This window comes from Flavobacterium ginsengiterrae (assembly GCF_039539785.1).
Lineage (GTDB): Bacteria > Bacteroidota > Bacteroidia > Flavobacteriales > Flavobacteriaceae > Flavobacterium > Flavobacterium ginsengiterrae.
Genome location: NZ_BAABDU010000003.1, coordinates 247,827 through 263,003, shown reverse-complemented (window position 1 = coordinate 263,003; position 15,177 = coordinate 247,827). Strand labels below are relative to the sequence as shown.

Annotated in this window: 12 protein-coding genes; 8 read left to right on the top strand and 4 right to left on the bottom strand. The window is 32.4% G+C overall.

The window, feature by feature from the left end; genetic code table 11:
- Window positions 1–154: 154 nt before the first annotated feature.
- Both ABD859_RS04015 and ABD859_RS04010 read right to left on the bottom strand, forming a co-directional pair.
- Complete coding sequence (locus tag ABD859_RS04015; protein WP_345140577.1) at window positions 155–1,018, bottom strand: DUF58 domain-containing protein; 864 nt, start codon at window positions 1,016–1,018, stop codon at window positions 155–157.
- A 139-nt stretch (window positions 1,019–1,157) separates the two neighbouring features.
- Window positions 1,158–2,162, bottom strand: a complete 1,005-nt coding sequence (locus ABD859_RS04010) for an AAA family ATPase (protein ID WP_142451507.1) — start codon at window positions 2,160–2,162, stop codon at window positions 1,158–1,160.
- Window positions 2,163–2,374: 212 nt separating this feature from the next.
- Between ABD859_RS04010 and ABD859_RS04005 the strand changes: the two genes are divergently transcribed.
- The 3 genes from ABD859_RS04005 (at window position 2,375) to ABD859_RS03995 (ending at window position 5,414) form a co-directional block, all read left to right on the top strand.
- On the top strand, window positions 2,375–3,250 hold the full coding sequence (locus ABD859_RS04005) for an aldo/keto reductase (protein WP_345140573.1): 876 nt from the start codon (window positions 2,375–2,377) through the stop codon (window positions 3,248–3,250).
- 156 nt (window positions 3,251–3,406) lie between these two features.
- Entirely contained in the window at window positions 3,407–4,162 is a 756-nt protein-coding gene (locus ABD859_RS04000; protein ID WP_345140571.1) for an SDR family NAD(P)-dependent oxidoreductase, read from the top strand.
- A gap of 106 nt (window positions 4,163–4,268) precedes the next feature.
- Entirely contained in the window at window positions 4,269–5,414 is a 1,146-nt protein-coding gene (locus tag ABD859_RS03995) for an ATP-binding protein (protein ID WP_345140569.1), read from the top strand.
- A 187-nt stretch (window positions 5,415–5,601) separates the two neighbouring features.
- Here ABD859_RS03995 and ABD859_RS03990 read toward each other — a convergent pair whose 3' ends face one another.
- Complete coding sequence (locus ABD859_RS03990; RefSeq protein ID WP_345140567.1) at window positions 5,602–6,345, bottom strand: DUF3298 and DUF4163 domain-containing protein; 744 nt, start codon at window positions 6,343–6,345, stop codon at window positions 5,602–5,604.
- 104 nt (window positions 6,346–6,449) lie between these two features.
- On the opposite strand from ABD859_RS03990, the gene ABD859_RS03985 reads away from it, so the two are divergent.
- Complete coding sequence (locus ABD859_RS03985; RefSeq protein WP_345140564.1) at window positions 6,450–7,592, top strand: cystathionine gamma-synthase; 1,143 nt, start codon at window positions 6,450–6,452, stop codon at window positions 7,590–7,592.
- A gap of 85 nt (window positions 7,593–7,677) precedes the next feature.
- Here ABD859_RS03985 and ABD859_RS03980 read toward each other — a convergent pair whose 3' ends face one another.
- The gene (locus ABD859_RS03980; protein WP_345140561.1) at window positions 7,678–8,469 is read right to left on the bottom strand and encodes a THC0290_0291 family protein; all 792 of its coding nucleotides are present in this window, start codon (window positions 8,467–8,469) and stop codon (window positions 7,678–7,680) included.
- A 324-nt stretch (window positions 8,470–8,793) separates the two neighbouring features.
- Here ABD859_RS03980 and gdhA point away from each other — a divergent pair, with 324 nt between their 5' ends.
- The 4 genes from gdhA (at window position 8,794) to ABD859_RS03960 (ending at window position 15,175) form a co-directional block, all read left to right on the top strand.
- Window positions 8,794–10,137: an NADP-specific glutamate dehydrogenase gene (gene gdhA / locus ABD859_RS03975; protein WP_345140558.1), complete on the top strand. Its 1,344-nt coding sequence runs from the start codon at window positions 8,794–8,796 to the stop codon at window positions 10,135–10,137.
- A gap of 128 nt (window positions 10,138–10,265) precedes the next feature.
- Window positions 10,266–12,548 carry a type IX secretion system anionic LPS delivery protein PorZ gene (porZ, locus tag ABD859_RS03970; protein ID WP_345140555.1) on the top strand — a complete coding sequence of 761 codons (2,283 nt, stop codon included), beginning with the start codon at window positions 10,266–10,268 and terminating at the stop codon, window positions 12,546–12,548.
- Window positions 12,549–12,634: 86 nt separating this feature from the next.
- On the top strand, window positions 12,635–13,669 hold the full coding sequence (locus ABD859_RS03965) for an alginate O-acetyltransferase AlgX-related protein (RefSeq protein ID WP_345140552.1): 1,035 nt from the start codon (window positions 12,635–12,637) through the stop codon (window positions 13,667–13,669).
- Between the two features lie 57 nt (window positions 13,670–13,726).
- A complete protein-coding gene (locus ABD859_RS03960; protein WP_345140549.1) occupies window positions 13,727–15,175 on the top strand; it encodes an MBOAT family O-acyltransferase in 1,449 nt (482 codons plus the stop codon).
- The last annotated feature ends 2 nt before the right edge of the window (window positions 15,176–15,177 follow it).

Below are 15,177 nucleotides of genomic sequence, written 5' to 3'. Positions count from 1 at the left end.
ATGATTTCAGATTTTAGTCTAAAATGAATGCTTAAAAGTGTAAAAACAATTTCACAGTTATAAGCGAAATTTTTTATTTTTTATGGAAAGTAGAAAATTTAAATTATCTGATTTTCAAAATCTAAAATCTAAAATCCACAATCTAAAATTATATTTATCGTGATTTGAAATAGCCTAATAGTTTAGTAACGTAATTTTCGTCGACTCTGGTGTGTACAATACCAGCGCCGGATTTACGAAATGTGTCTTTGAAATAATTAACTCTTTCCTGATAATGTTTTTCATAATTCATTCGTACTGTTTTAGAACCCGTATCAACCAATTGCGTTTTTCCGGTTTCTGCATCCAGCATAGTTACCATTCCTAAATTTGGAATTTTTTCTTCGCGGATATCATATACGCGAACACCGGTTAAGTCATGTTTTTTAGAAGCAATTTTTAAGGTTTGCTCATAATCTTCAGACATAAAATCTGAAATCATAAAAACGATGGCTTTCTTTTTTTGAGTTCCCGATAAGAATTTTAACGCCTGTGCAACATCGGTTTTGTTGCTTTTTGGTTCAAATTCGATTAATTCGCGAATGATACGCAAAACGTGTGAACGCCCTTTTTTTGGCGGAATGTATAATTCGACAGTATCAGAAAAAAGGATCAAACCAATTTTGTCATTGTTTTGTGTAGCCGAAAAAGCCATCGTTGCCGCAATTTCGGTTACGATGTCTTTTTTAAACTGACTTTTTGAACCAAAACCTTCAGAACCTGAAATATCAACCATTAAAACCATGGTTAATTCTCGTTCTTCTTCAAAAACTTTTACGTGAGCTTCGTTGTAGCGTGCGGTTACATTCCAATCGATGTTACGAATATCATCTCCGTATTGGTATTGACGCACTTCGCTAAACGTCATTCCTCGTCCTTTAAATGAAGAGTGGTATTCTCCCGAAAAGATATGATTACTCAACCTTTTCGTTTTGATTTCTATTTTCCGTACTTTTTTTAAAAGCTCTTTTGTATCCATTTTTTTTAGTGTTCAGTGATCAGTTAGAAAGTGATCAGTAAAAGTTCAAATTCTAAAAGTCATTCTGTCTTTATAAGTGTTCAGTTAAAGTTTCAGTTTGTAAACTGAATACTAAAAAACTGAACACTGAGCACTTTTTTTAAGGTACCTCAATCTCGTTAACGATTTTGTTGATAATGTCTACAGAAGTAATGTTTTCTGCTTCTGCTTCGTAAGTGATTCCAACTCTATGACGTAAAACATCGTGAACAACAGCACGAACATCTTCTGGAATTACATAACCGCGGCGTTTAATGAAAGCGTAACATTTAGCAGCATTTGCTAAGTTGATACTTCCACGAGGAGAAGCTCCAAAACTAATAAGCGGTTTTAAATCGGCTAATTTGTATTTTTCAGGATAACGTGTAGCAAAGATGATATCCAGGATATATTTTTCGATTTTTTCATCCATATAAACTTCACGAACAGCTTCTTGTGCACGTAAAATCTGGTCTACAGAAACTACCGGATTTACTTTTTCGTAAGATCCTTTCAGATTTTGACGAATTACAAAACGCTCTTCGTCGATTTTTGGATAATCAATTACAGTTTTTAGCATAAAACGGTCAACCTGTGCTTCCGGAAGCTGGTATGTTCCTTCTTGCTCAACCGGGTTTTGTGTTGCTAAAACTAAAAACGGACGATCTAGTTTAAAAGTAGTGTCGCCAATTGTAACTTGCTTTTCCTGCATTGCCTCAAGAAGTGCCGACTGTACTTTTGCGGGAGCACGGTTAATCTCATCGGCAAGTACGAAGTTAGCAAAAATTGGCCCTTTTTTTATAGAGAATTCGTTTGCTTTAATATTGTAAATCATGGTTCCGATAACATCGGCAGGAAGTAAGTCCGGCGTAAACTGAATACGGCTGAAAGATCCCTGAACTGCTTGTGACAAAGTATTAATCGCTAAAGTCTTTGCTAAACCCGGAACTCCTTCTAGTAAAATATGACCTTGTCCCAGTAATCCGATTAATAGACGTTCGACCATGTGTTTCTGGCCCACAATAACTTTGTTCATTTCCATTGTAAGAAGGTCTATAAAAGCACTTTCTCTCTCAATTTTTTCATTTATCGCTCTAATGTCTAAAGTCGTTGTATTTTCTTCCATATAAATATTTTTAATACCGTGATTTGTACGCCTGATTTTTGAGAGTGCAAATTGAATATTTTTTGAGAAGTAAGATGTTAAAGAATGGTTAAAACTTCGACCAATCGACTAATTTTAAGGACGAATTGTGATTCTATTTTTATATTTTTAAGAACTTTGATGAATATGCTTTTTTAAAGTATATATATTATCAAAAATAACGCAATATAACCATGAGTAAAACAGCTTTATCGCCTATCATTTCGGGCACCATGAATTGGGGAGTTTGGGATAAAAACCTGACAACTAAAGAAATGGAAAACATGATACAGGTTAGTATCGAAAACAAAATTACTACTTTTGATCACGCCGATATTTACGGAGATTATACCACCGAAGCAGATTTTGGAAAAGCCTTTCAGGCAAGTAAAATTTCAAGAGAAAAATTACAATTAATTACCAAGTGCGGTATTCAGCTAGTAACTGCTAAACGCCCTGAAAACAAAATCAAACATTATGATTATTCTAAAGACTACATTATTAAGTCTGTTGAAGGATCTTTAAAAAATTTAAAAACAGATTATGTTGATGTTTTTTTACTGCACAGACCAAGTCCGTTAATGCAGGCCGATGAAATTGCTGAAGCTGTTGAAAAATTAAAATCGGAAGGAAAAATTATTGACTTTGGACTTTCAAATTTCACAAGTTCGCAAACCGAATTAATTCGTCAGAAGACGGAAGTAAGCTATAATCAGGTGCAGTTTTCGGCTACGCATTATGAGCCAATGATTGATGGAAGTCTTGATTATATGCAGACAAACGGAATCCGACCTTTATCATGGAATCCGCTTGGAACTGTTTTTAGAGAAGATACCAAGAAAACACGCCGTCTTAAAAAATTATTTTCAGCTTTATTAGAAAAATATCATTTAGGTGCCGATACACTTTTATTGGCTTGGATTTTAAAACATCCGGCAAACGTTATTCCAATTGCAGGAACTGTAAATGTTGCCAGAATTCAGTCTTTAGTAAAAGCTGTTGAATTGGAAATGGATAAAGAAGACTGGTTCGCAATCTGGACAGAAAGTATGGGCGACGATGTGGCTTAAGAATTAGTGTTCAGTTTCAGTTTTTAGTGATCAGTTAATACTCGATTTTATAATTCGCTTTAAGCGGAAAAATATTTGCCAGAGATTAAAAGATTAAAATGATTTTTTCCAATCTGTGAAAATCCTTTTAATCTGTGGTAAAAAAATAATTCAACAATGAAAAAAACAGTTTTAATTACTGGTGCCACGAGCGGAATTGGAAAAGCAACAGCTCAAATTCTGGCAAAAAACAATTATAAAGTGGTTCTGTGCGGAAGACGTAAAGACCGTTTAGAGGAACTGGAAAAGGAACTTTCTGCTTTTACAGAAGTACATTCTCTTTCTTTTGATGTTCGTGATAAAAATGATGTTTTAGAAAAAATTGGTGCTCTTCCTGAAACATTTTCTGATATTGATATTTTGATCAATAATGCCGGAAATGCACACGGATTAGATCCTATTCAAACCGGCGATTTAGACGATTGGGATGCCATGATTGATATTAATGTAAAAGGACTTTTATATGTATCAAAAGCTGTAATTCCGAAAATGACTGCAAAACAATCAGGACATATTATCAATATTGGATCTACGGCGGCAAAAGAAGTATATCCAAACGGAAATGTATACTGTGGAACCAAACACGCCGTTGATGCCATAACGGCCGGAATGCGAATAGATTTAAATCCATTTGGAATTAGAGTAGGAGCGATTCATCCTGGAATGGTGGCGACAGAATTCAGCGAAGTACGTTTTAAAGGTGATGTAGAAAGAGCGTCAAATGTTTATAAAGGATTTGATCCGCTTCAGGCAGAAGATATTGCCGATATTATTCATTTTGTAGTTTCAAGACCTTACCATGTAAATATTGCCGATCTGGTTGTAATGAGCACTGCACAGGCATCTTCGACGATCGTTAAGAAAAATATTTAAGTTGATTTTTATTTGTAGAGACGCACAGCAGTGCGTCTTTTTTTAGGTTTTAAGATTACGATTTTTAGTTTGTAAATTTAGTTCGCTGTTATAAAAAATAGAAAGTATGATTAATAAACGCCTTTTGATAAAAAATTTATTAGCTCACAATGACGAGAGCAGTTTTTATGATAAAAAGAGGCAGTTGAATCTACATTCACGCGAAGGGAAAGGAAAGTTCTTAAAACACATTTGTGCGCTTTCTAATTCAAATCCTGCTAATAATTCTTATATCGTAGTTGGTGTCGAAGATCAGGATAACGAAATTGTCGGCGACGATTTTTTTGATGACAGCCGAATTCAGAATCTTGTAAATGCGTTTCTTGAAAATCCGCCTAAAATTCAGTACGAAAACGTTCCGTTTCCAAATCTTCCAAAAGATAAAGTAATTGGTTTGGTTACCATAAAGCCAAAAAGCCAAATCTCATTTTTTAAAAAAGGCATTCATACCATTCTCGCAAATAGTATTTTTATACGCATAGGAAGTAATTCTGTTCCGGTTGAAGAAGGAACCGAAATCGAAAAAAACTATCAAAATACCGAAACCGTAATTGGTATTGAAAATAGTTCACGAAACAGCATTCAATATACACTTGATGGTGTTATCGATTTTATGAATTTCAGACATAAAGATATGTCACCCAAATATCGTGTTTTTAAAGAACTGTTTGTGATATGCTGGGCGGGAGTTCCAAAAAAATCTCGAGATGAAACTTTTTTGTCAAGAGTAGATATTGAATTAATAAATGAACAAATTAAGCTCTTTTATTCGGCTCAGGACGTAGTGACTATTTTGTATGATGATGATAGTTTTACGATTACTGAATATGTTCCGCTGGGCTTGAATGATAAAACCAGTTATTATCCGCTTGAAAAACAAACGATTCACTTTTTTGATAACGGATATTATAAAATTGACCGCCAGATACTTTTTCAACCGCCGGAATTCAACAGGAAAATGCTGTATCACATTTACAATTCTAATTTGGCACTGCTTCAAAAACTTGAAAAAGGAATTTCATTGTCTGAACGAGAATTAAAAGATCTGGAAAATCTGCCTTCGACTTTTATGATTTGTTATTTAAATGGTTTCGATGATGCAAGACAAAAACTAATAGATGCCAAACTGCTTTTAAAACCTTTTGGACATATTTATTTATCTTTTAAAGAAGCTTTAAGAGTTTTGAGAAAGATGAAGTATGATGTTCAGTAAAGGTTATGTTCTAAGATTCTAAGAGTTACGTTTGCATTCCATAGGAATGTTTGGTCGGTAGAAAATCAATTTGAATATGGATTATACGTTCCGTAGGAACGTTTGATTTATGGCATTATCTATGATGCTGATGCAAAAACAATATCATTTTTTCTACCGACGAGATATTCCTACGGAATATGAAATGCTATTGAAATTTTAAAAATCCTTTCACTTTATTATATGGAAATACAATTTCTTTAGGACCGTCGGCATACGATGCAGCTTCATACGAGTTGTAATATAAAAGCAAACCTTCGGACGTAAAAAAAATGTTTTGCGGCAGTTGAAATGTATCATTTTCAAACATCAATCCGGTTGCATTAATATTCGCTTTTTCCGGAATATGATATTTGGCTCTGAATTCTTTTTCGGCGAAAGCCTTAAACTCCTTTTCATTTTTAAAAAGCTGATTGTTAAAAATGGTTTTCCCCGTTTTTATATCAAACAATAAGGATTTGTAGCCTTGATAACCATGAGCACCACCGGTAAAAGTATAATGATCTATCTTGATGTTTAAAACCTGCTCAGATTCAAACTCAATATTCCCTTTTATTTTTCCTTCCCAGCCAAATGTATCGTTTGGGAATTTCAGATGCATTTCTTCATAAGATGCAATAAAAGACTTTGATAATGACTTATAATCATTAACTTTCGTCGAATCTTCTCCAAAATATATAATCTCTTTTATGGCAGCAAATACTTTTTTGTTGATACTGTCAGAAACAATTTTTCTATTTTTAGCAATTGGGACTTCTATTGTGATATTCGGGCAATCATTTTTGCACGGAATAGTAGATTTTTCTTCAAATGTTTCATTCTCAAATGAAAGCTCTTTTTTGCAACTTGTAAAAATCAAACACAATAAGATTGTAAATATGTAATTTTTCATATCAAAAAGTGTTAATTATCTACAAAGGTAAGAAGTTGTGCCCCGATAAAATAAATTAAAAGGTAAATTTGTAAAACAATTATAGATTTAAAATTTACAACTATATGAAATTCAATACAAAAGTAATACATGGTGGCCAGCATCATGATCCAAGTACAGGCGCAGTTATGCCTCCGGTATATCAAACTTCAACTTTTATTCAGACAAGTCCGGGGAAACCTCTTGCGGATTATGAATACAGCAGGGCTTCAAATCCAACTCGTACAGCATTAGAAGAAGCTTTGGCAAGTATTGAAAATGGTACACGAGGATTGGCTTTTTCATCTGGTTTAGCCGCTACAGATTGTATTTTGAGATCATTTAAAGCGGGCGACGAAGTTATTGCAATGGATGATTTATATGGTGGAACTTACCGTATGTTTTCTAGAATTTATAAAGATTCTGGCATAAAATTTCATTTTGTTGATATGACTGATCTTGCAAAACTGAAGTCATTAATTAATGAAAATACAAAATTGGTTTGGGTAGAAACACCAACCAATCCGTTGATGAAACTGGCTGATATTGCAGAAGTCGCAAAAATTACCAAAGAACATAAAATCTGGTTTGCTGTAGATAATACTTTTGCAACACCATATCTGCAAAAACCGCTTGATCTTGGTGCTGATATTGTCATGCATTCTGCAACAAAATATTTAGGCGGGCATTCTGATGTTATTGCTGGAGCTTTAATTGTAAAAGATGAAGCATTAGGAGAACAATTGCATTTTCAGCAGTTTGCTACAGGCGCAACTCTTGGGCCAATGGACAGCTTTTTGGTTTTGAGAGGAATTAAAACACTTGCATTGAGAGTTCAGAGACATTGCGAGAATGGAGAAAAAGTAGTAGAATATTTGAGTAAGCATCCAAAAATAAACACAGTTTATTACCCTGGTTTAGAAAATCACCCATTTCATGAAATTGCTAAAAAACAAATGAAAGCTTTTGGCGGAATGGTTTCGTTTACTTTTAAATCTGGTAAAAAAGAAGATTCGATTGCGTTTTTAGAGAAATTAAAAGTATTTACTCTGGCAGAATCTTTAGGCGGAGTAGAATCATTGGCAAATCACCCGGCTTTAATGACTCATGCTTCAATTCCTGCAGATAAAAGGGCAGAAGTTGGCATTACTGACGATTTAGTGAGATTAAGCGTTGGTATTGAAGATGCAGAAGATCTAATTGCTGATTTAGAGCAGGCATTGTCTTAAAAGAAAATCCTAAAAAATAAAAATCCCAAATTCCATTTTAATGTATTGGAATTTGGGATTTTTTAATATTGTAATTTTTTTAAATTTAGAATTCTAAGTAATAGATATATCCAAAGTTAAACCAAACCTGCCAGTCATTTGACTTATTTTCTTTATAAACATCTTTATTAGGATTTAAACCGTCAATCCAGTCTGAGTTATACATTTGAAAACGTGTTTCAAACATCAAATCACTCATTGTGGTTAGTTTATAGTGTACTCCAAGAGCTGCCGTTCCAGATAAAGCGACACCATTTTCACTGGAAAAACCATGTGCACGACCATCAGAAGGCATTAAATATTTTCCAGGAGTTACGTTAGGAAGCGATATATCTCCTAATTTAGAGCCAACATTTGTAGAATAATAACTAACCATAAAACCTACACTCATGTAAGGACTAAGTGAACCAACCGAATTTTCGAAATCATGTATTTTTATAAAAGAAAATTCTAATTGAGAACCCAGACCTACTACAGTCGAAGTAGCATGCATATTTTTTAACTGCTGAGCGAATAATCCGTTAGGTTTTCTTTCAACCCATTCTCCAAAATGTCTTAGATTAGTACGAGCGAAAGATAATTCAGATCTAACTTTAAAATGTTCAGTGAAAAAACTTTCACGGTTATTGTTTGCTGAAAAGTTTAACCAGTGTGCCAGACCAACACCAAAACCTGTGTTTCCAACGTTAGTGTCAACATTATGTCTTTCACCAAAATCAGATTGTAGTGTTACAGGACCTGCAAAAATTCCAATCTCATGGGCAAGACCTAATTGCGCGGTAGCAATTGTTGATAAACCAAATATGGCGAAAATTGTGAAATATAGGTGTTTAGGCATGTTATGGGGCTTTCAAAATATTGGCAAATATATAAAAAAGCTTTTCCAAACAAAATATAAAATTCGTCTATTAAACAATTAGTAACAAAACACTTAAATTTATGACTTTAACCTTACTGTTTTGAAGGAATTTCTTAACTGTAAAATTGTATTTTTAGCTTTGTTTAGAAATAACACAATTCTATCTCAAAAACGAAAAAAAATAACAAAACATATTCATTTTGATGTATCTTTGCGTGTTGTAACGAAAACGTTTTCTTAAAACGTAATTTCTTGTTATAGTTGATTAAATATAAAACTATTATTTGAATAATTTATTTAAAAATGGAGCAAAAAATAAATGAATTTATGGCTCTCGTTGAGTCAAAAAATCCAAATGAGCCAGAATTTCTTCAAGCTGTTAGAGAATTTGCTGAAACAGTAATTCCGTTTATTGCAGAAAGAAAAAAATACGATGGAAAAAATCTGCTTTTAAGAATAGCTGAGCCTGAAAGATCTATAATTTTTAGAGTTCCGTGGGTTGATGATAAAGGAGAAATAATTGTAAACAGAGGTTTTAGAATTCAGATGAACTCTGCAATTGGTCCATATAAAGGAGGAATTAGATTTCACCATACAGTAAACTTATCTGTTTTAAAATTCCTGGCTTTTGAGCAGGTTTTCAAAAATAGTTTAACTACACTTCCTATGGGAGGTGGTAAAGGAGGTTCTGATTTTGATCCGGAAGGAAAATCTGATGGAGAAATTATGCGTTTCTGCCAGTCTTTTATGACCGAATTATGTCGTCATATTGGTCCTGATCTTGATGTTCCAGCCGGGGATATTGGTGTTGGTGCCAGAGAAATTGGATATTTATTTGGTCAGTATAAAAGAATTAGAAATGAATTTACAGGAGTTTTAACTGGAAAAGGTTTAGCTTACGGAGGTTCATTAATTAGACCGGAAGCGACAGGTTACGGAGTTGTTTATTTTACAGATCAAATGCTTCGTACTATTGGACATGAAATTAAAGGTAAAAGAGTTGCTATTTCTGGTTTTGGAAACGTAGCTTGGGGAGTAGCTTTAAAAGTAAATGAACTTGGAGGTAAGGTAGTAACCATTTCCGGACCTGATGGATATATTTATGATGAAGAAGGTATTTCTGGTGAAAAAATTGACCACATGGTTGAAATGAGAGCTACTGGAGATAACAGAGCTGAGAGATATTTAGAAAAATATCCAAATGCTGTATTCCATAAAGGAAAAAGCCCTTGGGAAGTAAAAGTTGATATCGCGATTCCTTGTGCAACTCAAAATGAATTGAACGGAGAAGATGCTAAAAAATTAATCGATAATGGTGTTTTATGTGTAACTGAGGCTGCTAATATGCCTTCTACATTAGATGCTATTAAACTTTTCTTAGATAGTAAAGTTCTTTTTGCTCCCGGAAAAGCTGCTAATGCAGGTGGTGTTGCGGCTTCTGGATTAGAAATGACTCAAAACTCTATCCGTTTAAACTGGACAAGTGAAGAAGTTGATTTAAGATTAAAAGAAATCATGGTTGGAATTCACAACCAATGTAAAAAATACGGTGCAGAAGAAGATGGTTATGTAAACTACGTAAAAGGAGCTAACATTGCCGGATTTGTTAAAGTTGCCGATGCTATGCTTGCTCAAGGTGTAGTATAAGATTAATTACAATTGAAAGATGCTCTCATTTATCTCTGGATAATTGGGAGCATTTTTTTATTTATGCAAGAACAAAAAACAAATAATGCCGTTTGTAGTATATTTGTCAATTCGAAAACTCTCAAATAATGATAAAAAGATTTCTGTGTATTTTGTTTTTCTTTTTGTTTCAATTTGGCTTTGCTCAAGGACAGTTGTCTTGGCAGGGCTATTTTTCATACAATGAAATAAAAGATATTTCAGAATCTTCAACAACGGTTTATACTGCTTCAGAAAATGCATTGTTTTCTAAAAATTCGTCTACAAATATTTTAAAAACCACTACCACAATTGATGGACTTTCAGGGCAGACAATTTCTGCTGTTTACCACAGTCAGACTTTTAATAAAACAATTGTAGGTTACGAAAACGGACTTGTAGCGGTAATTAATGAAACCGATGGAAGCGTAATAAAAAAAGTGGACATTATTAACAAACAACTGCCTGCGAGTATCAAAAAGATAAATCATTTTTTAGAGAACAGTGGTTTGTTGTATGTATCGTGTGATTTTGGAATTGTACAGTTTAATTTATCGACTCTGCAATTTGGAGACACCTACTTTATTGGTGATAATGGAGTTGAAATTAGTGTAAAACAAACTACTATTTTTAACGGATTTATTTTTGCCGCAACTTCAAGCGGTATGAGAAGGGCGGCGATTACAAATCCAAATTTGATCGATTTTAGTCAATGGACTGTAGTGAATTCTGGAGATTGGTATGGTGTCTGTGCTTTAGATACAGAACTAATTGCTATAAATTCAGGAGGGAATATTCACAGATATAATTCAAATACATTCGTTGGCTTTTTACAATTGCCTCAAACGGCAGTAGATATGCGAGTGGTTAATCATAATTTGTTTGTTACTACCGCTAATACGATTTATGTGTACAATAATCAAATGGTTTTAAATCGTCAGATTGTAAATACACAGCTTCCAGAAGTTAATTTAAATTTTTCGTGTGCGTCTGCAGTTGGCGATATGATTTATATCGGAACAAAAGAAAAAGGCTTGTTTTCTTCCACACTTTCTTCGGTTGGAACTTTTGAAAATAGCACGCCAGAAGGTCCGGTTAAAAATAACATTTTTTCAATTGATGTTTCGCCTAATTCACTTTGGGCAGTCTACGGAGATTATGATATCTATTATAATCCTTATCCCTTAGATAGTTATGGTATAAGTAAATTTTATAACTCAAAATGGCTAAATATTCCATACTCAGAAGTTTACGATGCAAAATCAATTACTCGGGTCATTGTGAATCCAAATAATGAAAAACAAGTCTATGCAAGTTCTTTTTTCTCTGGATTGTTAAGAATAGAGAATGATATTCCTAATTATTTATTCAATGAAAAAAACAGCGGATTAGAAACAATTACTTATGAAGGACCGAATTATATAGATGTCCGTATAAATGGAACTACGTTTGATAAATCAGGAAATCTCTGGGTGACAAACAGCCGTATTAAAAACGGATTAAAAGTTTTAAAAACAAACGGCGACTGGCTGAGGTATGATGCAAGTAAAATTTTAAATAATGCTGAAAGCACAAGTTATGCCAACATTGTTATTGATAAAAACAATATAAAGTGGATTTCAACTTATAATGATGGTGTGATAGCTTTTAATGAAAATGGAAATGTTTTTAAGAAAATAACAACGGGAACAGATGCCGGAAATTTACCATCGGTTGATGTTAGATCTGTAGCAGTTGATACTAAAAATCAATTATGGATTGGAACTACAAAAGGTTTACGTGTTTTATCAAATGTTGGGAATTTTCAAACCGATAGTCAGTTAAAAACTAATCCAATCATTATTATAGACGACAATCTCGCTCAGGAATTAATGTATGAACAGTTTATTACTTCTATTGTGGTTGATGGTGCAAATAATAAATGGATTGGTACAGTAGATTCAGGTATATTTATGGTTTCTCCAAACGGACAGGAAACTAAATATCATTTTACAATCAATAACTCGCCTCTGCCAAGCAATACAATAAACGATATTAAAATAAACAGCTTAACAGGAGAAGTTTTTATAGTGACTAATAAAGGAATGATTTCTTTTAAGGGAATCGCAACTGGTTCCAACGAAGATTTAAACAATGTTTATGTATATCCAAATCCGGTAAGGCCAAATTATTCAGGAACTGTAAAAGTGGCCGGCTTGATTGATAAAGCCAATATTAAAATCACAGATATTGAAGGAAACCTGGTTCACGAAACAACTTCTGAAGGAGGAACTATAGAATGGGATACAACGGCTTTTGGAAAATATAAAGTAGCATCTGGAGTTTACATGATCTTTATTTCTGCGCAAGACGGAAGTGAAACAAAGGTTAAGAAGGTTATGATTATTCGATAAGAAGAAAAAAGAAATTAAATTATGAATAAATATTACTAGAAAAACGCTTTTATTTGCGGCATAATGTCTTTACGTCTTTTTAATTCATGAAAAAAATTATCTGGAAAACTACAATTTTTCTAATACCCTTTATCATTTTATTTGCTATTACTGAATTGTTTTTTAGTAAGACTGAATCACCTGATTTATTGAGGCTGGGATATTTTCCGAGTATAGAAAAAGAATATAGAAGTGTGTTTAAAGAAGAGTTTAAACGTAAAACTTTTTTTTATGAATTTTTAGATAATAAAAACAAAAAAGCAAAAATCTTTACTATTGGAGATTCGTTTACTGAGCAGGATAATTTTGGATATAAAAATTATTTAGCTGAAAAATATAATGTTCTAAATTTTAATAGATTTATTTTTGATAATCAAATACAAACTTTATATCAATTGCTAAATAGTAGTTTTCTTGAAGATCGTAAGATAGAATATGTGATTCTGGAAAATGTCGAAAGATACTTTGTTTATAATGTAATAAGATTGGATAGTTTGCAAATTAGCAAAGGATTTCATTTTAACGATTTGTCAGAAAAACGAAAAACTACGAAAGAAAAGAATGAGGAATCTTTTTTTTCAAAAAAGATTATTTATTTTCCTTTGTCAATGTTTAGATATTATTTTGGTCATGATTATTTGTCTAATGAGTTGATTTATAATTACAATTTAAAGAGTGATAAACTATTTAGTAATAACTCAAAGAGATTGTTGTTCCTTTCAGAGGATTTGTGGGGACTAAAATTTAATAATGATTTAAATGAGGTTAAAAAAATGAATAATGTTTTGAATGATTTATCAGATAAATTAAGCAGTAAAGGAATAAAATTAATAGTACTGCCTGCGCCGGATAAATATGATTTATATTATGATTATATAATCGACAAGACAAACTTTCCAAAACCATTATTTTTTGAATACTTAGGATCGCTTAAAAAAAACTATTTATATATTGATACCAAGAAAATTTTATCAGCACAATTGGGTAGAAAAAAAGATATTTACTTTTATGATGACTCACATTGGTCGCCAAATGCATCTAAAATTGTATCAGAAGAAATTGTAAAAATAATCAGAGATTAGTTTGATTTTTATATTAATTAAAATTAATCGAATCATTTTAAATCACAGCTCATCTTAATGTTTTTTAATTCTTTAAATTTTGCAATTTTTTTACCAATAGTTTTTGTGTTGTATTGGTTTATATTGAATAAATCATTCAAATCTCAAAATATTCTACTGCTGTTATCAAGTTATTTTTTTTATGCTTGCTGGGATTGGAGATTTTTATTTCTATTAATTTTTTCTACAATGTTAGATTATTTTTCTGGTATTAAGATATCCGAATCTAATAGTAAAGCAGCTAAAAAGTTTTGGTTTTGGTTTAGTATATCAATAAATCTTGGTTTTCTGGGGGTTTTTAAATATTACAACTTTTTTGTTGAGTCTTTTGCAGAAACCGTTGCTAATTTTGGAGTTCATATAAATCCTTTGACATTAGATGTTTTACTGCCAGTAGGAATTTCATTTTATACTTTTCATGGACTTTCTTATGTTATTGATATTTATAAAGAAAGGATAAGTGCTGAAAAAAATATTGTTGATTATTCAGTATTTGTAAGTTTCTTTCCTTTGCTTGTTGCAGGACCAATAGAAAGAGCGACACATCTTCTTCCTCAAATTCAAAGAAAAAGAGTTTTCGATTATACAAAAGCAGTCGATGGGTTAAGACAAATTTTGTGGGGATTATTTAAAAAAGTTGTTATAGCAGATCAATGCGCCCAATATGCCAATGATATTTTTAACAATTCTGCAGAATATTCTGGAAGTACACTTGTACTAGGAGCAGTATTTTTTGCATTTCAAATTTATGGAGATTTTTCAGGATATTCTGACATTGCAATAGGAACAGCGCGTCTTTTTGGTATTGATTTGCTAAGGAATTTTGCCTTTCCTTATTTTTCCAGAGACATTGCAGAATTCTGGCGTAGATGGCATATTTCTTTATCAACCTGGTTTAGAGATTATTTGTATATTCCATTAGGAGGAAGTAAAGGCGGAATGTGGAAGAAAGTTAGAAATACTTTTATTATTTTCTTGGTGAGTGGATTTTGGCATGGAGCCAATTGGACTTTTATAGTCTGGGGCTTTTTACATGCATTGTATATTATGCCTTCGATTGTTTTTAATACAAACAGAAAAAATCTAGATATTGTAGCGCAAGGCAAATACATGCCCAATTTAAAAGAAATTTTTCAAATGGGTTTAACATTTAGTTTGACCGTTTTTGCATGGATATTTTTTAGGGCAAATAATTTAGAACATGCCTTAGCTTACATTTCAGAAATATTTTCAAGTTCATTATTTACTTTTCCCAAATACCATGGAGATGACTTTAAAAGGACATTATTTCTTATTCTATTATTTTTTACAATAGTTGAATGGTTTGGCAGAGAAGAACAGTTTGCGATAGCTAAATTAGGATTGAAATGGAAACCTGTTTTTAGATATGCTTTGTATTATGTAATTATTATAGCTATATTCTGGTTTAGCGGTAAAGAACAGCAATTTATATATTTTCAGTTTTAATG